This is a genomic window from Rhizobium sp. 05L419, assembly GCF_056397845.1.
In genome coordinates this window covers 1-21,815 of sequence record NZ_JBFTOF010000010.1, presented here as the reverse complement: position 1 = coordinate 21,815, position 21,815 = coordinate 1, and the positions used below count along the sequence as shown (strand labels likewise).

19 protein-coding genes and 3 pseudogenes are annotated in these 21,815 nt (G+C 58.4%); 15 read left to right on the top strand and 7 right to left on the bottom strand.

Translation table 11 applies throughout. From position 1 onward, the window contains the following. Positions 1–4 precede the first annotated feature (4 nt). The gene (locus AC1DMK_RS14775; protein WP_477859937.1) at positions 5–979 is read right to left on the bottom strand and encodes a mannonate dehydratase; all 975 of its coding nucleotides are present in this window, start codon (positions 977–979) and stop codon (positions 5–7) included. Positions 980–1,039: 60 nt separating this feature from the next. Further along, on the bottom strand, positions 1,040–1,759 hold the full coding sequence (locus AC1DMK_RS14770) for a FadR/GntR family transcriptional regulator (RefSeq protein ID WP_477859935.1): 720 nt from the start codon (positions 1,757–1,759) through the stop codon (positions 1,040–1,042). A gap of 127 nt (positions 1,760–1,886) precedes the next feature. Here AC1DMK_RS14770 and AC1DMK_RS14765 point away from each other — a divergent pair, with 127 nt between their 5' ends. From AC1DMK_RS14765 to AC1DMK_RS14735, 7 genes and pseudogenes are all read left to right on the top strand, one after another. After that, the gene (locus tag AC1DMK_RS14765) at positions 1,887–3,488 is read left to right on the top strand and encodes an ABC transporter substrate-binding protein (RefSeq protein ID WP_477859933.1); all 1,602 of its coding nucleotides are present in this window, start codon (positions 1,887–1,889) and stop codon (positions 3,486–3,488) included. A gap of 14 nt (positions 3,489–3,502) precedes the next feature. Next, positions 3,503–4,528 carry an ABC transporter permease gene (locus AC1DMK_RS14760; protein WP_477859931.1) on the top strand — a complete coding sequence of 342 codons (1,026 nt, stop codon included), beginning with the start codon at positions 3,503–3,505 and terminating at the stop codon, positions 4,526–4,528. Continuing rightward, complete coding sequence (locus AC1DMK_RS14755) at positions 4,528–5,430, top strand: ABC transporter permease (RefSeq protein WP_477859930.1); 903 nt, start codon at positions 4,528–4,530, stop codon at positions 5,428–5,430. Before AC1DMK_RS14760 ends, AC1DMK_RS14755 begins: the two co-directional genes overlap by 1 nt. After that, positions 5,417–6,265: an ABC transporter ATP-binding protein gene (locus AC1DMK_RS14750; RefSeq protein ID WP_477859928.1), complete on the top strand. Its 849-nt coding sequence runs from the start codon at positions 5,417–5,419 to the stop codon at positions 6,263–6,265. Before AC1DMK_RS14755 ends, AC1DMK_RS14750 begins: the two co-directional genes overlap by 14 nt. Next, positions 6,262–6,999: an ABC transporter ATP-binding protein gene (locus AC1DMK_RS14745; protein WP_037065094.1), complete on the top strand. Its 738-nt coding sequence runs from the start codon at positions 6,262–6,264 to the stop codon at positions 6,997–6,999. The genes AC1DMK_RS14750 and AC1DMK_RS14745 overlap by 4 nt, the downstream gene beginning before the upstream one ends. 249 nt (positions 7,000–7,248) lie before the next feature. Next, a pseudogene (locus AC1DMK_RS14740) lies at positions 7,249–7,358 on the top strand (FMN reductase); the annotation flags it as partial. Between the two features lie 72 nt (positions 7,359–7,430). Continuing rightward, positions 7,431–8,005 (top strand): annotated as a pseudogene (locus AC1DMK_RS14735) (IS6 family transposase); the annotation flags it as partial. Positions 8,006–8,193: 188 nt separating this feature from the next. Here the strand turns inward: AC1DMK_RS14735 and pglB are convergent. Continuing rightward, the gene (gene pglB, locus AC1DMK_RS14730; RefSeq protein ID WP_477859925.1) at positions 8,194–9,501 is read right to left on the bottom strand and encodes a polygalacturonase PglB; all 1,308 of its coding nucleotides are present in this window, start codon (positions 9,499–9,501) and stop codon (positions 8,194–8,196) included. Positions 9,502–9,717: 216 nt separating this feature from the next. Between pglB and AC1DMK_RS14725 the strand changes: the two genes are divergently transcribed. Genes AC1DMK_RS14725 through AC1DMK_RS14715 form a run of 3 tightly spaced genes read left to right on the top strand, consistent with a single transcriptional unit; the run spans position 9,718 to position 12,724 of the window. Beyond that, positions 9,718–10,959: an ABC transporter substrate-binding protein gene (locus AC1DMK_RS14725; RefSeq protein WP_477859923.1), complete on the top strand. Its 1,242-nt coding sequence runs from the start codon at positions 9,718–9,720 to the stop codon at positions 10,957–10,959. Further along, a complete protein-coding gene (locus AC1DMK_RS14720) occupies positions 10,956–11,909 on the top strand; it encodes a carbohydrate ABC transporter permease (protein ID WP_477859921.1) in 954 nt (317 codons plus the stop codon). Before AC1DMK_RS14725 ends, AC1DMK_RS14720 begins: the two co-directional genes overlap by 4 nt. Next, positions 11,906–12,724: a carbohydrate ABC transporter permease gene (locus AC1DMK_RS14715; protein WP_477859919.1), complete on the top strand. Its 819-nt coding sequence runs from the start codon at positions 11,906–11,908 to the stop codon at positions 12,722–12,724. Before AC1DMK_RS14720 ends, AC1DMK_RS14715 begins: the two co-directional genes overlap by 4 nt. A 118-nt stretch (positions 12,725–12,842) precedes the next feature. On the opposite strand, the gene AC1DMK_RS14710 is transcribed toward AC1DMK_RS14715, so the two are convergent. Next, complete coding sequence (locus AC1DMK_RS14710) at positions 12,843–14,588, bottom strand: glycogen debranching protein (protein ID WP_196246789.1); 1,746 nt, start codon at positions 14,586–14,588, stop codon at positions 12,843–12,845. Continuing rightward, the gene (locus AC1DMK_RS14705; RefSeq protein WP_477859917.1) at positions 14,585–15,559 is read right to left on the bottom strand and encodes an ROK family protein; all 975 of its coding nucleotides are present in this window, start codon (positions 15,557–15,559) and stop codon (positions 14,585–14,587) included. The genes AC1DMK_RS14710 and AC1DMK_RS14705 overlap by 4 nt, the downstream gene beginning before the upstream one ends. A gap of 185 nt (positions 15,560–15,744) precedes the next feature. Here AC1DMK_RS14705 and AC1DMK_RS14700 point away from each other — a divergent pair, with 185 nt between their 5' ends. Then, positions 15,745–16,947, top strand: coding sequence for an ROK family protein (locus AC1DMK_RS14700; protein WP_477859915.1), 1,203 nt, complete (start codon positions 15,745–15,747; stop codon positions 16,945–16,947). A 3-nt stretch (positions 16,948–16,950) separates the two neighbouring features. Here AC1DMK_RS14700 and AC1DMK_RS14695 read toward each other — a convergent pair whose 3' ends face one another. Then, positions 16,951–17,931, bottom strand: coding sequence for a DMT family transporter (locus tag AC1DMK_RS14695; protein ID WP_477859913.1), 981 nt, complete (start codon positions 17,929–17,931; stop codon positions 16,951–16,953). 187 nt (positions 17,932–18,118) lie between these two features. Between AC1DMK_RS14695 and AC1DMK_RS14690 the strand changes: the two genes are divergently transcribed. The 4 genes and pseudogenes from AC1DMK_RS14690 to AC1DMK_RS14675 all read left to right on the top strand — a co-directional run bounded on the left by AC1DMK_RS14690 (position 18,119) and on the right by AC1DMK_RS14675 (position 21,212). Beyond that, positions 18,119–19,258 carry a sn-glycerol-3-phosphate ABC transporter ATP-binding protein UgpC gene (locus AC1DMK_RS14690; protein WP_037065082.1) on the top strand — a complete coding sequence of 380 codons (1,140 nt, stop codon included), beginning with the start codon at positions 18,119–18,121 and terminating at the stop codon, positions 19,256–19,258. Between the two features lie 70 nt (positions 19,259–19,328). Next, a pseudogene (locus AC1DMK_RS14685) lies at positions 19,329–19,997 on the top strand (IS30 family transposase); the annotation flags it as partial. A gap of 178 nt (positions 19,998–20,175) precedes the next feature. Then, positions 20,176–20,376: a hypothetical protein gene (locus AC1DMK_RS14680; protein ID WP_080725581.1), complete on the top strand. Its 201-nt coding sequence runs from the start codon at positions 20,176–20,178 to the stop codon at positions 20,374–20,376. A gap of 8 nt (positions 20,377–20,384) precedes the next feature. Then, positions 20,385–21,212 (top strand): hypothetical protein, encoded by an 828-nt coding sequence (locus AC1DMK_RS14675; RefSeq protein ID WP_477859910.1) that lies wholly within the window; start codon positions 20,385–20,387, stop codon positions 21,210–21,212. Between the two features lie 58 nt (positions 21,213–21,270). Here the strand turns inward: AC1DMK_RS14675 and AC1DMK_RS14670 are convergent. Next, a partial coding sequence (locus AC1DMK_RS14670; RefSeq protein ID WP_477859909.1) for a HEPN domain-containing protein occupies positions 21,271–21,815 on the bottom strand: 545 nt, incomplete at its 5' end.

The following is a 21,815-nucleotide window of genomic DNA, read 5'->3' as shown; positions in this document are numbered from 1 at the left end:
CAGCTCAGTAGGCGTCAAGGGCCTGAAGCAGGGCGGCCGTGTAGCCGTAGCAGAAGGCGAAGGCGACGCCCTGCGGATCGCGCCCGCTGATCGCGGGCACGTGGTCCGGCATGATCATGTATTCGTAGCCTGTGTCCCGGTAGACTTTGAGCGAACGGGCCATATCCATGTCGCCCTCGTCCGGGAAGGTTTCCATGAAGGAGAGCTTCCTGCCGCGAATGTTGCGAAAATGAAGGTTGAAGATCTTCTTCCGGCTGCCGAACCAGCGGATGACGTCCTCGATTTCGTCACGCGGATTGTCGAGCATCTCGCCAACGGTACCCTGGCAGAAGTTGAGGCCGTGGTAGGGGCTCTCGTGCATGGTGACGAACTTTTTGAGGCCTTCGACCGTGCCGAGCACGCGGGTGACACCCTTGAAGCCCGGCGGGGTGTATGGGTCATGCGGATGGCAGGCGAGCCGGACCTTGCTCGCTTCTGCGACCGGCACGACGCGGGACAGAAAATAGTCGATCCGCTCCCAGTTTTTGTCTTCCGACAGCGCGCCGGCAAGGCCGGGAGCCGCGGACTGGTCGATCTTCTCCCAGCGGAACGAGGCGTTCAGCGAGCCGCCACGGCCCGGTTCGTCCGGCGTGCGCGGAATGCCGATGAGATTGAGATTGTACTTGGCTGCGGGAATGCCGGCTTTTGCCAGATTCTCGATGAGGGCGCATAGGCTGTCGAGCTGTCGATCGCGACCCGGTCCGGCCAATAGAATATCGGGGTAGGTCGCGGTCTCGATCGGGCTGGAGGGGAGCGGCAGCTGGATCATGTCGAGTGTCAGGCCGAAGCTCTCCACCTTGTCACGAAGACGGTTCAAGTCATCGAGCGTCCATGTTCCAAGCGGTCCTTCAGGATCGGCGCAAATGTGCTTAATGCCGAGCTGGGCCCAAACCCGATAATCGTCGTCGTCTCGTGCGGCGAGTTGTGTTCCAATATACATGTCATGCCTCTTTTGCCTAAGACGTATGACATAATATGAATTATAGCGACTGTCGAGACGTTATCGCGCGAGACGGCGATATCGCTTCTGGCTATTCACAAGATGGTCGCGCATGGCGATGCGCGCAGCATCCGGATCCTGGTCTGCGATTGCCTCGATGATCCGGTCGTGTTCGGCGGCAATGCCCATGAGATAATCGACATTGCTGGTATCGGGCAGTGTCGGAAACTGGCTGCGCGGGATCGAGCGCGCACCGAAACGGGCGATTGATTCGATGTAGTAGCGGTTGTCCGTGGACTGGGCGATGGCGAGATGGAACGCGAAATCAGCGTCCACCGTGGGGTTGCCGGCCTTGATGTCCGCGATCATTTGTTGATTGGCTGCACGGATGGCTTCTTCCTGATGCGGTGAGCGCCGGTAGGCCGAAATCGCCGCGGCCTCCGCTTCCACTGCAATCCGAAACTCCAGCAATTCCAGTGTTTCCGGGATGCTTTTGATCTCACTGGGGGTCAGGCTGGCGTGCTGACGGCCAGGCTGCTGTTTTGCTACAAAAACGCCTTTGCCCTGGAGTGGCGTTACCAGTCCGCCCGCCCTGAGTTCGGCGATCGCCTCGCGCACCACCGTTCTGCTCACGCCAAACTCGGTTTCGAGCTGACCCTCCGTCGGCAATTGGTCGCCCTCCGTCAGGTCGCCCGTCACGATGCGTTCGCGTAGGGTGTCAATCACAACCTGCGCCAATCGTTGCCGACGGTGGGTCTCCACTTTGCCACTATTCTTCATTCATTCTTCCCCGGCATTTGGTTTCACTGGAGCTTAACGGGCTTGCAAGCGTTCATCACTTAACGTAAGTCATATGATGAGATACGAATGATGCATTAACGTTAGAAGTATCAGAAGTGGAGGAATTGTGAAATCTTTTTGGAAGCCCATCGGTCTGGCGCTGGCCGTTTCGCTCTTTGCAACGCATGCGCCGGTGACGCTCGCGGCCACGCCGGATGACCAGCTGGTGATCGGTACCTCGCTGGTGCAAGTCCTGTCGCTGGACCCGCAGCAGGGTGTCGATGCAAAGACGATCGAGATCCTGACGAACACCTATGATCGTCTGGTCTATACCGACAATCAAAATGGCAATGCCATCGCACCGCAGCTTGCGGAAAAGTGGGATATCGCCGACGATTCGATCACCTTTCATCTGCGCGAGGCCAAGTTCGCGTCCGGAAACCCGGTAACGGCGAGTGACGTGGTGTTCTCGCTGGTGCGCTTGATGAAGCTTGACCAGGCCTCCGCCGCCAACTTCAAGACGGCCGGCTACACCAAGGACAACATCGAAAGCATGGTCTCGGCGATCGACGAGCGGACATTCCGGATCGCGGTTCCGAAATCTGTCATTCCCGAAGCTCTGCTGTACCGGATGTCGATGGGCGTCGCCAGCGTGGTCGATAGCGTCGAAGTGCAAAGGCACGTCAGCAATGACGACTATGGAAATGAATGGCTGAGGACCAACACCGCCGGATCCGGTCCGTTCACGCTGCGGCGCTGGACACCCAACGATCTGGTGATGCTGGAGGCAAACAAGGAATATTGGCAAGGCGTGCCCACTCTACGCCGTGTTATCATGCGCCACGTTCCAGAAAGCCAGGCTGCCCGGCTCATGCTGGAGCGCGGAGACATCGATATCGCCAATGCGCTCAGCGCCTCCGACATCGGTTACTTCCAGAATAAGGAGGGCTTCGCCATCGATCGGGTTCAGACGGGCGGGTTTTACGTGCTGTCGATGAACGCCGGCCGCGAGGAGCTTGCTAAGCCCCTGGTCCGCAAGGCGATTGCCAACAGCATAGACTATGCCGGCATCGAGAAAACGATCGTCGGTGCCTATGGCCTAGCTCGCAACGTGCCTGTCCCCGCAGACTGGGCCGGCGCCATCAAGAACCCGGACTGGGGCTTTCATCCCGAAGAGGCGAAAAAGATGCTTGCGGAAGCAGGCTATCCCAATGGGTTCGATCTGACGCTCAAGGTCGTTTCGCAGGCCCCCCGGGTCGATATGGCGACCGCCATTCAAGCCAATCTGGCCGAAGTCGGTATCCGGGTGACGATCCAGCAGGGCAATGGCGCCGATATCGTCGCAGCACATCGGGCGCGGGATTTCGATCTGCTTATCCCGCAAACGTCCGCCTACATGCCGACCGCCCTCGGCGCGCTGGATAATTTCGCCTACAATCCGGACAACTCGGCAAAAGCGAAAAACGCCGGCAATTTTGTCTGGCGTTCCGCATGGGATATCCCGGAAATCAGCAAACTGCGCGATGAGGCCAATGCCGAACGGGACGCTGTACGGCGCCAGGCATTGATCACGGAGATCCAGGACAAGTTCGTAGCGGCAAGCCCTGCTGTGCTGCCGATGTTCGAACGTTTCGAGCCAATTGCGCTCAATGCCCGCGTCAAGGGATACAGCGGTCATCCCATGGGCATGTCGCGGCTGAACAAAGTCACGAAATCAGACGCACAGTAATCGAGTGGCCGATCATGCAAGAGTTTAATCTGAAAGAGCTCGGCAAACGAGCGGTCCAGCTGCTCGTCAGTCTGTTCGTGCTCCTGACGGTCACCTTCGTGATCGGCCGCGTTCTGCCGGCGGATCCTGTCGGCGCAATCGTCGGCGAACTGGCCGACCCCGCCGCGTTCGAGGCCATGCGTCAAAAGCTTGGCCTCGATCTGCCGCTCTACCAACAGTTCTTTCTCTACATAAAGGCGCTGTTGCATGGAGATCTTGGGACGGCGGTTCTGACCGGAAATCCCGTGATGCAGGATCTGTCCACGGCCTTTCCGGCGACCCTTGAACTTGCCACGCTGGCCGTCATCATCTCCACCGCCGTCGGCGTTCCCCTTGGCATGGCGGCGGCTATTTTTCGCGATACGCTGATCGACCGGATCGCCCGTGTGGTTTCGCTTGTCGGACATTCCATCCCGGTTTTCTGGTTCGGCATCGTGGGGTTGGTGATCTTCTATGCCGGCCTTTCCTGGGTCGGCGGGCCGGGGCGGGTCGAGACCTATCTCGAAGGCCTCGTGGAGCCGCAAACCGGACTTCTGCTGATAGACAGCCTGCTCGCAGGCGACATGGAAGTGTTCTGGAGCGCGGTCAACCACATTATCCTGCCGGCCTGCATTCTGGCTTATTCGGCCATGGCCTATATCACGCGTATGACACGCAGCTTCACGCTMGAGCAGCTGAACCAGGACTATGTGGTGGCTGCCCGCGCGAAAGGCGCCTCAAGCAGCCGGATCGTCATCGGGCACATTCTTCCCAATATCGCCGTGCAGCTGATCACTGTCCTTGCCATTTCCTATGGCAGCCTGCTCGAAGGGGCCGTGGTGACGGAGATCGTCTTTTCCTGGCCAGGCATCGGCCAATACATGACCAATGCCCTGATGATCGGCGATATGAACGCTGTCGTTGCCGGAACGCTGGTCATTGGGCTGATCTTCATGGTGCTCAATTTTCTGGCCGACCTGGCCTACGTGTTGCTTGACCCACGTACCCGCGAGGCTATCTGATGACCGAGGCGAAGATGATTGCTCAACACAATGCGCCGTATCAAGGCGCTGGCCGCCTCTACCGGTCGCTTCAAAAAAGCATCGACAAGCTGACGCGTGAGCCGCTGGGTATGCTGGGGTTTGCCGTGCTCGCGCTCCTAATCCTCGTGGCGATATTTGCGCCCTGGATCGCGCCCTATAGCCCCATCACTCAGAACCTGCCGCAGGCACTTCAGCCGCCAAGCTGGGTCCATCTGGCAGGCACGGATGAGTTTGGCCGCGATATCCTGTCCCGTCTCATCTATGGTGCGCGGATCACCATTCAAACAGTCTTGTCCGTCACCGTCATTGTTGGACCGGTTGGTCTGATAATCGGCGTGGTCGCCGGCTTCATCGGCGGCAGGACGGACGCTATCTTGATGAGGGCCACCGACATAGTGTTGTCCTTTCCCTCGCTAATCCTGGCGCTGGCGTTTGCCGCAGCTCTCGGAGCCGGTCTGGGAACGGCGGTCATCGCCATCTCGCTGACAGGCTGGCCCCCGATCGCCCGACTGGCGCGCGCCGAAGCGCTGATCGTCCGCAACACCGATTATGTCGCAGCGGCACGTCTCTACGGCGCGTCGCCACTGCGCCTGTTGTTTCTCTACATTGCGCCGATGTGCATTCCTTCGGTGGTTGTCCGGCTGACCATGAATATGGCCGGTATCATTCTCACCGCTGCTGCGCTCGGTTTTCTCGGCCTCGGCGCGCAGCCTCCGGCGCCGGAATGGGGAGCGATGATTTCAAGCGGACGGAAGTTCATGATCGATAACTGGTGGGTTGCGGTCATGCCGGGGATCGCGATCCTGTTGACCAGCCTTGCTTTCAACCTGGTGGGCGACGCCCTCCGCGACCTTCTGGATCCGCGCCATGCCCGTTCCTGATAGCACCAACATCCTGACCGTCAGAAATCTGAACGTGAACTTCGCGCGCAGCACGCTCAAAGCCGTCGAGGGCGTGAGTTTTACACTCGGCGCAGGGCGGCTCGGCATCGTCGGGGAGTCCGGTTCGGGCAAGTCCACGCTGGGCCGTGCCATCATGCGGCTCTTGCCCAGTTCGGCAAAAATCGATGCGGAGGCCTTGGAATTCGAAGGCATATCACTTGGGAACGCCTCCGAAAAACAGATGCGGAAACTGCGCGGCAACGAGATGGCGCTGATCATGCAAGACCCCCGCTATTCGTTGAACCCGGTGCTGTCGATCGGCAAACAGGTTGCCGAAGCCGCCAAGCTCCATCTTGGCCTGGGCAAAGCTGCGGCCTACAAGGCCGCGGCGGGAATGCTCGAGCGGGTGCGTATCGCCGATGTAGAGCGGACCATGCGCCTCTATCCCCATCAGATCTCCGGCGGGATGGGGCAGCGCGTCATGATCGCCATGATGCTGCTCGCCAAGCCGCGCCTCGTCATTGCCGACGAGCCGACCTCGGCCCTTGATGTCAGCGTGCGCGGGGATGTCCTCAAACTGCTCGACGAACTCGTCACCGAGAACAATTCCGGCCTGATCCTGATCAGCCACGACATCCGGATGGTGGCCGCGTTCTGCCAGCGCATCCTCGTGATGTACAAGGGCCGGGTGGTGGAGAACCTCGTCAGGCTGGAAGACGCGCAACATCCCTACACAAGGGGCCTTGTCGCTGCCATGCCCAACCCACGCCATCCCGTAAGAAGGCTTCAGGTGCTCGACCGGCCGTCAATCGACGCCGCGGAGGTAAGATCGTGATCGACGTTAAAAACCTTGAAGTCACCTTCGGCAAGGGCGGCAATCTCAAACGGGTGGTGAAGGCGGTGTCGTTTTCCGTCGCCAGGGGCGAAAGCCTTGGGATCGTCGGCGAATCCGGCTGTGGAAAATCCACGGTGCTGCGCTCGCTGGCCGGTCTCGATCGCCATTGGACGGGGCATATCAGCCTGAACGGCCAGTCGGTCGACAAGAACCGCACCATCGAACAGATGCTGCTGGCCCAGATGGTGTTCCAGGATCCCTATGGGTCGATCCATCCCCGCCACCGCATCGAGCGGGTGCTGGCCGAGCCGTTGCGGGCGATGAAAAAGGGGGCGGGTTGGGATCGTGTTCCTCAGGCGCTCGAACGGGTTGGTTTGCCCGCCAGCTTCGCCGAGCGTTTTCCGCACGAACTGTCCGGTGGCCAACGCCAGCGGGTCGCCATCGCGCGCGCGCTCGTGCTGGAGCCGAAAATCCTGCTATTAGATGAGCCCACCTCCGCGCTTGACGTCTCCGTCCAGGCAGAGGTGCTGAACCTTTTGAGCGATCTGCGCGAACAGCAGGAATTGACCTATGTGTTGGTCAGCCACGATCTCTCGGTCATTGCCCATATGTGTGACCGTGTTCTGGTGATGAAGGAAGGGGCCTTTGTCGACGAACTGGACAAGGCAGACTTGGAAGCAGGGCGCACAAATGCGGACTATTCGTCGGTTTTGTTCCATTCAAGCTTTTTGTAACGGACTGCTGCAGGCCGTCCTGAACTTAGCGGATTGCTAACAGCGCGGAGAGCTTGTTGCCAGAAGCAAGCAAGCTTCGATCCCTTTGCGGATGAATTGCACAAGGCTGCTTTTCAGCTTGACGTTCTGACTCAGGTTGGCCGCTGAGATAGGATATTCTACGCGCCTCCTGCGCTAGAATTTTCCGTTTAAACTATGGCAACAAATTCAGGGATTGTGGAGCACGTACACGGGCGATTGGGCGGAGACAGCCGGATCATCGAGCTCGTTGACGCTGCCCCCGTGTTGTTCCGGGCATTGCGGGCCGACCAGCTCGACGCGCGGGGCGTGCGATCGTCGAGGCCGCTGAGGCCGCTGAGGGCATGAAGGGCCTTGCCTTGCGCCTTTGCAAGGTCGACGCCGGTGTTGTCGCATAAACGCGGTGTCAGTGAATGGAGCGCGGAATTGTCGTCTCGTATGAAACGATCCGGCGATGGGGTCGGAAATTCGGACCAGCCTACGCAAAACAACTTGGTCGCAGGCGACCTTCGCGCCAGGATGTCTGGCATCTGGACGACGTGGTGATTTCCATCGCGGGCAGAAAGCACTGGCTATGGCGTGCCGTTGATCAAGATGGCTATGTTCCCGACGAGATTGTTCAGAGCCGACGCGATACGAAGACCGCCAAGCCATTGCTCATCAGTTTGCTGAAGAAAGCAGGCATGCCGCCCAAGCGGATCATCACCGACAAGCTCCGCTCGTATAGCGCAGCCAAGCGTGAGGTTATGCCGGCTGTCGAGCACCGATCCCACAAGGGTCTCAGCAATCGAGCGGAAAATTCTCATCTGCGGCTGCGAAAACGAGAACGAACGATGCAGGGTTTCCGATCAGCCGGCAGTCTGCAGCGTTTCATCTCGAACTACTCCGCGCTTCGAAATCTCTTCGTCACCCCACGTCACAAACGATCCGCACTGGCCACCACATTCATCGTATCCGCGCAACGGCGCACTGGAAAGCTGTCACCGGGCGTTTGCTTGATAGCAGACTGCCTGCGACCAAAGACCGCTCACCGTTCCAGCCGCTGCGTGTGGGGCTGATCGTGATGTTGCTGGGTATTGTGATGGTTGGCCTGGCCGTTTTGCTTGGCGGGGAACTTGCTTTGTCTGCCATTGCTGAAAATTCCCTCTTGATCGACGAGAGGGCATTTTCGGCGGCTCAACTCGCCACGATCTCCTGCGGGTTCCAACCAGGGGGCAGTGGGAGCGGCCTGTGAACCCGCACGTCGCTGATGCTCAGATCAAGCGTATTGTGGGAGAAGATTGCGGGGATGCCTTGCGGGTATTCAATCAGTCCGACTATGGTCCCGTCGCCACCCCTTACCCAAGCGTTTCCGCGCCCCTCGGCGCCTGCCGGCGGCGCGAGGTCGGCGTTAGTGGGGCGAAGATCGTATCGCTTCGACGTTCCGAGCGGCCCCTCGGTCATGGTAATCTCGATATTGCGTAAAGTGACGCCATCGATGCCACCAGGTTTCTCTGCATAGAGGTTGACGGCGCCATGGCATCGTCCTTTGACATTCTCCACGATCACGTTTCGGATCGTGCCGGCTGGCAATTCCGGTCGACGATCGAGCTGGGTTATCGTCAGCGGCTCGCCCGAACCCCAGAAACCGTCCGGCGTCTCATCGCAATCAAGCTCGATGTCCGAAAATGTCACATCCTCGATGACGCCGCCATCGCGGGAGAATATACCAAGTGCCCGGTTTGAGCTTTCCACCCGGCAGCGCGCGAAGCGGACGCCGCGGAAATCACCGAAGCTCTCGGTTCCGATCTTGAGCGCGCAGCTTTTGCTCTCGACGACACAGTCTGTTACATCGACATTGTCACAACGACCTATGCCCTTGTCACTGCGGCTGGTCTTCAAGCAGATCCCATCGTCGGCTGTGCGAATGACGACGTTTCGAACGGATACGTTGTTGCAGCTGTCGATTACGATGCCATCGGTATTCGGCAGCTGTCGATTGTTGAGTATCTGCACATCGACCACGGACACGTTTTCGCATCGAACGAGATGGACGGTCCACATCGGCGAATCTTCGATGGACACTCCATCGAGCCGGACGTTTTGGCAATCTTCAAGCACCAGAACCCTGGGTCGTTTCTCGTTCGGCAGGTAGGTGCCGACACTTTCGTCGAAGCCTGTCATGAACGCTCGACCAACACCCATGATGCTGCCTTTGCCGACGATTGAAATGTCGCTGGCATTGCGTGCCGTGATATAGGCGCGGTCGGATGCCTCCGCGATTACGCTTACGGAATTCGCGGCATACAAGTCATAGTCGGGAATAAACTCCAACGTCGCGCCCGCGTCGATGAAAAGGGTGATACCAGCGGCGAGCGTGAGTGGACCGGTCAAGTGGCGTCCGGCGCGGAGCCTCAGCGTCCCACCTCCAGCGGCAGCCAGCCGGCTGACCAATAGCTGGAGTTCCTCACTTCCCGCATCATTGGCTTCGACAGAAATTTCCATTTGCGCATCCTCCTCGCTAGAAAGATCGATAAGCCGCAAACATTTATTCGTCAACCACACGAACTAATGATTCGTCAGTCGATTCGGTCTATTGACAGCGTTAAAAACTCGTATTTAATTCGTCATGGTTACGAACAAAGGCTTGGAGCCAAACTGGGACCAGGTCAGCATCGCAATTGCAGATCCGTCAAAAAAATGAGCAGAGAAGGGGAACCCATGAAACCGCTCAAGACAATTGTAATGGCCGCCGCCGCAACCGCATTGACGCTGTCAAGCGCGATGGCTTCCGAACTGAAGATCGTCTGGTATGTCGATGGCGATGAGCAGGAAACCAATGTGCGCGCGCTGCTCGACCAGTATACGAAGGCGCATCCCGATACGATTTTCGACCTGCAGATCACGCCGTACGACGGCATGATCCAGAAGTTCCAGCAGTTCGCGGCATCGGGCATCATGCCTGACCTGTCGCTGACCTCTGCGATGGAGCCGGTGATACGCCCGTTCCTCGCTGATTTGAACAAGGAGATCGGCCCGGACTGGATCAAGGACTTCGTCAAGGGATGGGGTGATGGCGCAAGACTCGGCGACAAGGTTATTGCAGCCCCCCTGCAGGTGACCTCTACCGGCATCTTCCTTAACGTCGACGCATTTAAGAAGGCAGGCGTCCCGATCCCGGATCAGGCCACCGGCTGGACCTGGGAAGAATTCCTGCCCAAGATCAAGGAAGTCGCAGAGAAGTCCGGCACGCGCTATCCGCTCGTGTGGGATGTTTCGGCAAGCCGCTGGATCGTGCATGAGTATCAGTATGGCAACCACATCTTCTCCGAAAAGGAGCCAGTCAAGGTCGTCATGGACGAGGCTGCCTGGACAAAGACGCTCGACAAGTTCGTCGACCTCTCGAAGTCCGCAATGCCGCCCGGTCTCTGGAGCGGTGCAAGCTCCGACAATCCGAAGGAACTGTTCACAGCCGGTCAGGCAGTTGCCTACATGTCCGGTAGCTGGCAGATCGCCGGCCTTGCGCAGAATGCCGGCTTCACTTGGCAGGCGGGCCCGACACCCCGCGGAACGGTTGCCTCGTCGATCTACGGTGGCGATTACCTGGTCGCCTTCAATACGAGCCAACATCTGCCCGAAGCCGTGGACTTCATCAAATGGGTCACGTCTCCGGAGATTCAGGCACAATACGCCAAGACATTCGGCATGATCCCGGCAAACCTGAAGACGCCATCGATCGAATACGGCAATCCGGCCGCGACCGAAGCCGTGCGAATCATGCAGAACGAGCTGAACGTCAGCCCCGCCTACGCGGCAACAGACCAGGCATGGCCGGAAATGCAGGCCGTGTGGGGAACCGTAAAGACGGCGGTGACCCAGACTGTCGCCGGGCAAATCACGTCCGCTGAGGCGATCGCTCAGATCAAGAAGGCGGCGGATGAGGCAGTAGAGGCCGGCAAGTGACGGACGTACTGGTCAAACACGAGCAACTGATGCCGGGCAATCGCCCGGCATCAGCCGGCTTTCGGCGCTCTGTCGGACGCGCGATGTGGCCGTATTTCCTGATGGTTCCAACCGTTGCGCTGCTGGTGGCCTTCACGCTCTATCCGCTGGCGCAAGGGCTATTGATGGCCTTTTTCCGGCGCGGTGTGGTGGTTCTGGATCAAATGCCGAATACCTGGCCGCAATTTGTGGGCTTTCAGAACTTCGCCGGGTTGATTGACAATGCGGAATTCCGCATCTCCCTTATCAAGACGATTGTCTTCGTTGTCGTAGCCGTACCGCTGAACATCGCGGTATCGTTGGCGCTTGCGATGCTACTGTCGCCGCAGACGAAGTTCTTCGCCTTCGTGCGTACGATCGTTTTCTTCCCCTCGATGATCAGTCTCCTGATCATCGGCGTGGCCTGGCGCTGGCTGTTCGGACTGAATAACGGGCTGGTCAACTATCTGCTATCCCTAGTCCATATCGCACCGGTCGCATGGCTAGAACAGGATACGATGGCGCAGGTTGCGGTCGTGATTGCCTGGATCTGGGCGCAGTCCGGCTTCAACATGATGATCTTTATCGCAGGCTTGACCGCCATCTCGCCCGACTACTACGAAGCAGCGTCGATCGACCGCACGACAAAGTGGCGGCAGTTTACCCATATCACGTTGCCTTTGCTAAAACCGACGATGGCCGTCGTGCTCGTTCTCTCATCCATCGAGGCCTTCAAGGTTTATGAGCTCGTGGTATCACTGACAGGCGGTGGACCTGGGAAAGCCACGGTCTATCTGATCCAGACGATCTACGACACGGCGTTTCAAAAGCCCATGCAGGCTGGCGTTGCGGCTGCGCAGTCAATGGTCCTCTTTGTGATCTTGCTGCTTCTCACCGTCTTCCAGCTCCGCATATCGAGAGGCGACAAATGACGCGCATCTATACTCCGTGGCGGCTCGCCTTTGTCGCCCTGACCCTCTTCGTCTTCCTGATGCCGCCGGTATGGCTGTTTTTGTCATCCCTGAAGTCGCAGCAGGAGATCTTCCAGTGGCCTCCGACATTCCTGCCAGAACGGCCGACGCTGCAGAACTTCGTCGATACGGTGTCGCGGGCCAAATTTCTCCTGTTCTTCCAGAACTCCGCAATCGTGTCCGTACTGTCGGCGATGCTTTCGGTCACCATCAGCGTCATGGCCGGTTATGCCCTGGCGAAGTTCCGGTTCAAGGGCGACACTCTGGTATTCCTGCTCATCATGTCGTCATTGATGGTACCGCTGCAGATCGTGATGATACCGGTGTTCCTTGTTCTGCGCGACCTCGGAATGCTCGATACGCTCGCCGGACTGATCATCGCTCCAGCCGCAACACCGACAGGCGTGTTCTTGATGCGGCAGTACATAACCAACATACCCGATAGCCTGCTTGAAGCTGCGCGGATCGACGGAACGCCGGAATGGCGCATTCTTCTGCGAATTATCGTGCCGCTTGCGCTGCCGGCAGTTGGCACGCTCTTGGCGTTCAATCTTGTCTGGCGCTGGAACGACTATCTCTGGCCGTTCCTGATTATCACTGATCAGGACAAATGGACCGTGCAGCTGGCGCTGGCAAACAGCGTCGGCAAATACGGCATCAACTGGCCGCGCCTTCTGTCGATGTCGGTTCTTTCCGTGTTGCCGGTGTTGGTGATGTTTACTGCTCTGCAACGCATGCTGATGAGCGGATTGATGGCAGGGGCCACAAAAGAATAGGCCTGCAGTATTGCGTCAGTATGAAAGCCGCCGGTTTCCCGGCGGCTTTTTTGTTGTGCCGAAGAGGATGTATCTGTGGGCAAAAAAAGACCGCCCGAAGGCGGTCTGTCGGGGAGCGTCACCCGATTGCAGCCGAAACCTTGTCTTTGTAGGCCAAGGCCGCGGCCGCCGGCATGCTGCTCCATCCCTGGAGCAGCGATCCACGCCCCCAAGGTGGCGAGAAATACTCGACCGCTCCCATCCAGCCTTCTTCCAGGCAGGTCTGCCACCAGCGAAGTAGGGGATAGTCGAAACCGTCCAGGCCATAGGCAAGACGCTGCTCGGCATAGAGGCCAGTGAGATATGGCCAGTCAGAACCGTTATGATAGCGATAGGCGAAATAGGACTTCTCACGCGTATCCTTAGGGCGCTTGAAGGGCGGATAGGCGCACAGTACTCCCCAGTCGCCATAAGGCTGGGTTTGATTGTTGCGGCTCTCCAGTGTTTCCTGAACCTTGGCCAGGACTATCTTTGCACGCTCCGGCGACACAGCCCGGAAACGCAGGAGCGTCAAGCTGTCGAGCGTCAGGTGATCCTCGACAAAATCCTCCTTCGTGCCGTAATCAGCATAGGTGTGGCTCGGCTGAAGGAGCACCTCATCCAGCGATGCTCGTGCTTTGACCGCGACAGCGGCAGCCTTCTCGGCGAGTGCAGGATCGATATCGACACCGCGTTCGGCGATGACGTCGAGCGCTCCTATCCAAAGACCGAGATCATAGGCAACGTAGCCGTGGCGGTAGACATTGTCGGCCCAATCACGATCATGTCTCGGCTTCAAGGGCAGGCCGTTGCCCGCCGTGTCGAACCCGCAATAGCGTTCAAAGATCGCATTGATCTTGTCCCAATAGAGCGAAACAGGCTCGCTATCGCCTGTTGCCCGAACATAGTCGCCGATCGTGAGGATGAAGAAAAGCGGGCTGTCAAAGTGATCACTCCACCAGTCGCCGGGGCGCAGGTGTTCGAGCTTGATCTTAGGATGCGATCGACGAACCTTTTCCCATTCTTCGGCCTGGGCAGGCCCGGTCAGAATGACGCCGCTTGGCGCCTCGCCATCCGGCTGGATGCCTCGGGCGAGCAGGTCGATCTGACCACGAACGGCGCCCGGCTCACGGTCGAGCAGGGCCTGCAGTGTCCAATATCCGTCACGGTAGTAGGTGCGCGCTGGAGCACTGTAGGCCTGGCCCGCAGCCAGACCGGCAAAGGCACCGTGCTCATCGCGTCTTATGCTGGAAAATGCCGCATGCAGACTCTGAGAAATCATGCTGCGCATCAGCGGCTGCGCTTCCGGCATCTCGTCGCACCGCTTCACATAGGCGCGCGCCTCACAGACCACCGCTGCCGGATCGATGGTCAAGGCTCCTTCCGCTTCGTCCTGTGTAGCGCCGGCCACAACAAGAACACCGTCCGTTCGTTGCTCGGCAATGACAATACCCCATGCGGTGCGGGCGGTCCTGCGAGCGCCGCGACGCTCGATCGGCTGGCGCGGCATCAGACTGCCCCACCAGGCGCAGCGACGGGACGGCGTGATCGATCGAAGCTTCGCGCCCTTGAGAAAAAGCGCCGGTGCAGACTGAGCCACATGCAGCCCTCCGCCGTCGGCCGTTTCGACGCGGTTGGGAGCATATACAAACGGCCCCGTCCAACCGGAGAAGGAGAGGGTAGCAAGCCTGCCGGCACCCCAGAGCGAGAGCTCGAGCCTACCCTCAGGCCGGCAATCGCCTTGCAGGCGCGGCGCCATGAAGGGAAGCAGCGCCGGTTGCTCAGAGCGGACTTGCCCGTCGGGAAGGGGCGTGAGCAGGGTCTGCTTGGTTGGTGATGTCGTCATAGGGCGGCCTCCTGTTGTCCATCTTCTCCAAAATCGGCGGTATTGGTCAGCCCGAGCATGACCGCTCCAAGCATGCCGGCATCAGGGCCGAGGCTCGTTGCCTCGATTCGGGCTTCGAATGGCAGCAAGGCGTTCATTTGCCGCCTGACCGCCTCGACGAACTCCGGACGCGAGCCGATGCCGCCACCGAGCACGGTGAGCGCGGGATCGAACAATGCCTGGACGGACGCAATGCCGACCGAAGCCGATTTCGCCAATGTCTCGATCACCGCTCTGGCCTCTTCGTCGCCTGCCAAAGAACGGGCAAAAATCTCGCTCACCGTCACCGTTCCATCGCCGTAGAGACTGCGGATTGCGGGTGAATCGACCTGATCCTCGAACAGGCCGGCGCGGGCCTTCGGCGCAGTCTCATGCGGATTGAAGCCCAGAGGCAGCAAGCCGAGTTCGCCGGCCCTGCCGTGCTGACCGCGGAAAAGGTTCCCGCCAACAACAAGGCCCATGCCGACACCCGTTCCAAACGCAACGAACGCAAGCGACCCCAAGTCGCGCCCATTGCCGAGCGTGGCCTCCGCGAATGCGGCGAGATTGACGTCGTTCTCGACAATGACCGGACATGACAGGCTCTCCGAAAGCAGACTAGCGAGCGGGCGGTCTGCGGGAATCGCAAGATGGGGGGAAAGGGAAGCAAGCCCTGTGGCCGGTGAGACCGCGCTCGGAATGCCAACGACAACCTTGTTTGGTCGGACGCCGTCGCCGCATTGATCAAGAAGAGACAGAATCATCCGCGGTATCTGCTTGAGAACCGGCGCGTCAGCTCCGTGCTCCGTCGGCTCCGAGGTCCTAGCCAGAACATTTCCATTCCGATCTGCAACGCCCGCAAGCACCTTGGTGCCACCGAGATCGACGCCGATGACCACATCGGAACACGTGGCAGTCGCGGCGACGCCAGGGTTGCGGGGCGCTTTGCGCAAGCTCGACGCAATGGTTGAAATATTTGACAAAAGCACACCTCTGCGGTATTCGTTCGGCAGGTTGACGAATTTATTATTGCTGCGTCCGTGAGCTGTCAACAAGCAGTTTGAATTCCACCGGTTTTCATGGAAAAAGCAGGGACACAGTTTGCAAACACAAGATCGACGGGCGGGATAGCTCAGATATGGCCATAACCGAAAACGCTCCGCCCGTGTTGCGTCAGATTTCTGTTCGTGCGGTGATGGACGTTCTGCTTCACGCAGGGCCGACGTCCCGCGCCGAACTTTCCAAGATCACCGGTCTTTCCAAGCAGACGATGTCCGAGGTCATCCGCACGCTCGAAGAAAGCGGCTGGGTTCGCGAAAAGGGCGTGACCAGCGGACGTATCGGGCGCACGGCGATCACGTATGAGGTCAACGGCAACGCCGGCTATGCGGTTGGCGTCGACATAGGTGCGACGACTACACGGATCGCGCTGGTCAACATCGTCGGCGTGATCGTCGGTGAGATAGAGTATCTATCGGACCGGCGGGGCGGCTATCATCTCATTGACCAGGTCGAGACAATGCTGGCCAAGATGCTGGCCGACACGGGAATCTCCTCCGATCTCGTGCTTGTTGCCGCAATTGCGACGCCAGGCGTCGTCGACCCGAGTACCGGAGCACTGTCCATGGCTCCAAATCTGGCCGATATCGAGGGGATTGACCTCGGTCGTGCGCTGAGCGAACGGCTTGGATATGCCGCCGTACTGGAGAATGACGTGAACGCCGCCGTGATCGGAGAATCCTGGCAGGGCTGCGCGGTTGCCATAAACACCGTCGCCTTCGTATCTCTCGGCACGGGCATCGGCCTCGGCGTTTTGCTGGATGGAAAGTTAATGCGCGGCACGAGCGGCGCAGCAGGTGAAATTTCCTATATGCCGTTCGGCGCAGACCCATATGCGGACGACAGTTTGGAGCGCGGAGCACTGGAGTGTGCAATAGCAGCGCAGGGCATCAGCGATCTATACACCAGGGTCGGCGGCAGCGCTGGGACATCCGTTCGCGACATCCTGGCTCTTGCCGAAAAGGATGATCCAGTCGCGGTCAGCGTGATCGGCACGGTTTGCGATACGGCAGCGTTGCTCGTCGTTTCCGTCAATGCGATCGTAGATCCCGAGACAGTCGTTCTCGGCGGTAGCATCGGTAGTCACCCGCTGATCGTGGCGGGCATTCGGTCGGGCATTTCGAAGGCTAGCCGTCGCGCAATCGACGTCAAGGCGAGCGCGCTGGGCAATCGTGCGACCCTGGTAGGATCCCTCGCCATCGGCCTGAACCACGTGCACAATCTGCTATTCTCACCGCAGATCCTACCAGAACAGCGGCGCCTCCCGCCGCCGCCGCGCTGATCGTCAGTCCGCGGTCCGCTTCGACAGCTGGCTCTCGCGGTACCAGATGAACAGGCCCGACGCGATGACGATGCCCGCGCCGGCAAAAGTGTAGATCGTCGGCACATCGCCGAAGATCAGGAACCCAAGCAGGATGACCGCAAGGAACTGAGCGTACTGCAGCGGCGCCAGGAACGACGCTGGCGCAAATCGATGGGCTTGAATCATGAAGAAGTGGCTGATGGCACCGAAGAATCCAGTCGCAAACAGAACGGTCCACGCATAGCCGCTTTTCGGCCAACTCCAGATGAAGGGCATTACGAATAAGAGCACGATCGCCGGGAAGGCGGCCATAATGAGCAGCATGCTTCCAGGCGATTCCGTTGCGGCCAGTCGCCGGGTCAGGATGTTGTAGCTTGCACCGACCATGACCGAGATCAGCGAAATGCCGAACGCCCAGTGAAATCCGTCCATCCCCGGACGGGTTACGACAAGCACGCCGGCAAAACCCACGAAGATCGCAAACCACCTGTATCGGCCGACCTGTTCGGAGAGAAAGAAGATCGATAAGATTGTGACGAATATCGGAGTCGTGAACTGTATCGAGAGTGTCTGCGCAATTTGCAGATAGCCAAGCGCCAGAAAATTGAGCCCGGTGCAGAAGATCTGAACCCCGGCGCGCAAAATCTGAAGCTTCGGCGCCCGCGTCCGCCAGGCATGCGGGGCGCGCCACGGGTTAAGAACGGCTGCGACCAGAAGAAAGTGTACAGCGAAACGGAACCAGACGACCTCCAGCGTCGGCACCTCGCGTCCTGAAAGTTTTGCAGCCGAATCCAGGAAGGAAAAAAGCGTGACTGCGAGAAGCATGTACAGAACTGCTTTTGGTCTGTTTTCTTCTGGTGGAGAGGCAAGCGGATCAAGGCGACGGCCGTTGGCACCCGAAGAAAATGCCTTGGCCAACGTTCGTCTGGAGGCAGGCACAAGCCTGCCTGATTGAAAGTTCATGGGAGGGATCCTGTCTTACGGGTGGTAGGAGGAGCACCGAAGCACTAACAGATAATTTTACGTTCGTCATCTTGACGAACTAATTATCTATCCCCAAACTGTCTCCCGAATTGAGGGCAGAGTGCGCGCGTTTTAGGTTCGCACTGCCGTGCCCTCAGGCAACGATTGAGAATTGAAGGATAGGTGTATGGCTGGTCTCAAGTTGAACGGCGTCAAGAAGAGCTTCGGCCATCATTCGATTCTGCATGGCGTTGATCTCGATGTGGAGGAAGGGGAGTTCGTCGTGCTCGTCGGCCCTTCGGGCTGCGGAAAATCCACACTGCTTCGCCTCATAGCCGGTTTGGAAAATGCTACCGACGGGCAGATTTTCATCGGCGATCAAGATGTGACAACAGCGCCTCCGGGCGATCGCGGCATTGCCATGGTGTTTCAATCCTATGCGCTTTATCCGCACATGACCGTTGCCAAAAATCTGTCCTTCGGGCTGGAAAACCTGAAAATGAGCCACGCGGAAATCGATGAGCGTGTGATCGAGGCAGCGCGAATGCTGGCGATCGAACCGCTTCTGCAGCGCCGTCCCAAACAGCTGTCGGGCGGCCAACGTCAGCGCGTAGCGATCGGCCGGGCGATCGTGCGCAACCCGCAACTCTTCCTCTTCGATGAACCCTTGTCAAACCTTGACGCCGCACTTCGGGTGCAGACACGAGGAGAGATCAGCAGGCTACACAAGCGGCTTGGTGCTACCATGGTCTATGTGACGCACGATCAGATCGAAGCCATGACAATGGCTGACCGTATCGTCGTACTCAATGCGGGGAAGGTGGAGCAGGTTGGCACTCCGCTGGAACTGTTCGACACGCCTGCCAACAAGTTTGTCGCCGGCTTCATCGGCTCGCCGCAGATGAACTTTTTCAAGGGAACGCTGACCCACCATGGTTCCGACGGAGCGTCCGTCGAAGTGCCTGGTTTCGGCCACATGATCATTCCTGTTGCGGCGGACACCGCCACCACCGGGCAGCCGATTGTTCTAGGCATCCGCCCCAACCATTTCGAGATGGCGAAGCACGATGGAAATGACAGCAGGAAAATACACTTCCATGTCGATTACGCAGAAAGCGTCGGCACCGAAACCTATGTCTATGGCAAGGTTGGGGGAAGTGATGCTCCCGTCGTCGTTCACCTGCCAGATCACGTTGCAATCGAGGATGGCTCCGAACTGCAGCTCGCTGTGGCACCCTCCCGTTGCCACTTATTCCATAGCGAAAGCGGTCTTTCGTTTCCGAGGACTCGTATTGCGGCTCCGATTGGTAAAGTTGGGCTCGCATGAAGGCGCTCTGAGGGCGATGGCTTCACTTTGGAGATTTTGGCATGTCTCGATGCTATACGCAGATCACCCTCGCCGATCGCGTGTCTGCACCGAGACGATCTATCGCTTCATCTACGGCAAGGAAGATTATGCGCTGGAGCTCTATCGGCATTTGCCGGAAGGCCGCCGCAAACGGCGCCCTCGCAGCTCCAGGAAACCCCGTGACGGCGGTTTTCCTGGAGCCTGCAGGATATCGCAACGGCCTGATTTTATTGATGATCGATCGCAGTTCGGCCACTGGGAGGGCGACCTTCTGATCTTCCAACGGGACCTTGGTACTGCCAACGTCACCTCCCTGGTTGAGCGCAAAAGCCGCTACACCGTGATGATCAAAAACCAGAGCCGGCATTCGCGACCGATCATGGACAAGATCATCGAAGCATTCTCTCCTTTGCCAGCCTTGGCTCGGCAGAGCTTCACCTTTGATCGCGGAAAGGAGTTTGCCGGATTCAGGGCTTTGGAAGATGGCATCGGCGCACGCAGTTGGTTCTGCGACCCCAGCGCACCGTGGCAAAAAGGGACAGTCGAGAACACCAACAAGCGCATCCGCCGCTTCATGCCAGGCAATACGGACCTCGCGGTCATACCGCAGCACGCGCTCAATCGGCTGGCGCGCGACCTCAACAACCAGCCGCGAAAGTGCCTCGGTTACAGAACCCCGGCAGAGGTTTTTGCTACACATTTGCAGGGAGAGGAGTGATCTCCTACCCTACAAAACAGGCATGATGCACTTCGGTTAGGTTTTCCAACACATCATGAACCATGCGCAGATAGCAGAAGCCAGGGTTTCGTCATGACATCGGGAAACCAGCTTGAACTTTCGATTGTTGATATCGATATGGAAATAATATAAAGCTTTTCCCTCTAGGAAGAATGACATGAGCTATGTAGTCGCCCCTCTCGATCCTCGGAAGCGCGCTCTTGAAAAGCAAGAGAGTCGTGATAGAGATGCTGCGCGTCTGCGTGAGGGTTCAGTGAACCGAGCCGAGCTTCGTAGGGAAAACTCGTTTTTTTCGGCGCTTCCTCTCAATCGTTATCAGATGGTCGCGATTGGCGGCAAGTCGATCGTGCATCGATAACATACGCTGTGAACGACGATTCAGCCGCTGCGCCGCACCTTACTCCCGAAGAAGTCCTTACCCTCCTTAGATTTGTTGAGAAATGCCGTCCGATCATTGTCGGCGGACAATCGATCAATATCTGGGCAGAGTTGTTTTACGGCAAGAACGAGGAACTCGACGAACTAGGACCGCTGACTAGCAAAGACCTAGATTTCTTCCACAACAAATCCGCCGAGCGCGCACTCGCTCAAAGCCTCGAAAACGGACAGCTGAAACTCCCCCAGGGCGATGACCACACCCCCAGTGCCGCCGTTGTGACCGGCATGCTTGGAGACAAAGAGGTGGTTGTCGACTTTATGGCACATGTGAAAGGTGTCGACGACAAGTCAATTCTACAGAACTCGATCACATTTGCCGACGCCGACAATCCAGATAGCGTGTCGATCACTCTGATGCATCCGATGGATTGCGTGCGGAGCAGGTTGAGCAACATCAACTCGCTCGGTCGAACCGAAGAGCACTCAATCGTGCAGGCTGAAGCCAGCTTGCTTATTCTCGACTGTTATATCGACGACCAATTGAACACCGAAGACAAGGCCGCCAACAGGCGTGCCCTTGATGCCCTGCGTGACTTGGAATACGTGATCAGGGATTACCACGTTGGAAAGACAACGCAGCAGGCTTTCGGCGACAGGCTCGATCCCGTCGCCATCATTCGCCACTATATCGATGACGAGCGTATCCACGAGAAAGTGCGGGAAAGGCTGCTCCAGGGAATTCTGGACCGCCTCACGCACAAACAGGAAGTCGCTGACCGAAGAAACAGTGGCCACGCTCCTAAATCGCTCGGCTGAGATTTGGGAAATCATGCGAATCCGGTGAAGACTCGCTCGAGCGACCAAGCCCCTAAATTTAGTTCTGCTGCAGGCGCTCGCGGCAAACGTCATGAACCCGGCTTTGCAGCATCTTGATACGTTCAACGAGCCAGGCAAGTTCGTCCGTCGTGATGACGTATTGCGCTGAGTAACGCGCATCGACATAGGCCCGATCAAGCCGGGAGAAACATCTTCGCGCGAACTTGGTATCCCGCGGCCAAGCTTCTATCAGCCGCGGTTCAACGCGTTCCGCATGGGTTCGAAGCACGCTTAGCCGATGTGATTTCGGCGAATAGAGGGTGAGAACGAGAAGGGCGCAGTGGTAAGCTTCTTCGGTAGCCTGATGCAGCATGAACGCGCCGTGACGCCATCGCTCGCTCGCTATTCCAAACTCGGCGAATGCCAGTGCGTCGGTGGACAGCGTGAACCATTGATCGAAATGCCGTTGCGCTTCCTGTCGTGCCGCCTCGGGCGTGAGCGGCTTCGGCTCGGCCAGCGGATGGCCGGGCGTCTCGTAGAGAACAATACCGTCACGGGCAATGTCGACGAAAAACGGCAGCCCGCGTGCGAGCTTGTCGTTTT

Excerpts from the sequence above, each read along its gene's own strand:
- AC1DMK_RS14775 (WP_477859937.1), bottom strand. The coding sequence starts at position 979 with ATGTATATTGGAACACAACTCGCCGCACGAGACGACGACGATTATCGG.
- AC1DMK_RS14770 (WP_477859935.1), bottom strand. The coding sequence starts at position 1,759 with ATGAAGAATAGTGGCAAAGTGGAGACCCACCGTCGGCAACGATTGGCG.
- AC1DMK_RS14755 (WP_477859930.1), top strand. The coding sequence starts at position 4,528 with ATGACCGAGGCGAAGATGATTGCTCAACACAATGCGCCGTATCAAGGC.
- AC1DMK_RS14750 (WP_477859928.1), top strand. The coding sequence starts at position 5,417 with ATGCCCGTTCCTGATAGCACCAACATCCTGACCGTCAGAAATCTGAAC.
- pglB (WP_477859925.1), bottom strand. The coding sequence starts at position 9,501 with ATGGAAATTTCTGTCGAAGCCAATGATGCGGGAAGTGAGGAACTCCAG.
- AC1DMK_RS14725 (WP_477859923.1), top strand. The coding sequence starts at position 9,718 with ATGAAACCGCTCAAGACAATTGTAATGGCCGCCGCCGCAACCGCATTG.
- AC1DMK_RS14715 (WP_477859919.1), top strand. The coding sequence starts at position 11,906 with ATGACGCGCATCTATACTCCGTGGCGGCTCGCCTTTGTCGCCCTGACC.
- AC1DMK_RS14710 (WP_196246789.1), bottom strand. The coding sequence starts at position 14,588 with ATGACGACATCACCAACCAAGCAGACCCTGCTCACGCCCCTTCCCGAC.
- AC1DMK_RS14700 (WP_477859915.1), top strand. The coding sequence starts at position 15,745 with ATGGCCATAACCGAAAACGCTCCGCCCGTGTTGCGTCAGATTTCTGTT.
- AC1DMK_RS14695 (WP_477859913.1), bottom strand. The coding sequence starts at position 17,931 with ATGAACTTTCAATCAGGCAGGCTTGTGCCTGCCTCCAGACGAACGTTG.
- AC1DMK_RS14690 (WP_037065082.1), top strand. The coding sequence starts at position 18,119 with ATGGCTGGTCTCAAGTTGAACGGCGTCAAGAAGAGCTTCGGCCATCAT.
- AC1DMK_RS14680 (WP_080725581.1), top strand. The coding sequence starts at position 20,176 with ATGAGCTATGTAGTCGCCCCTCTCGATCCTCGGAAGCGCGCTCTTGAA.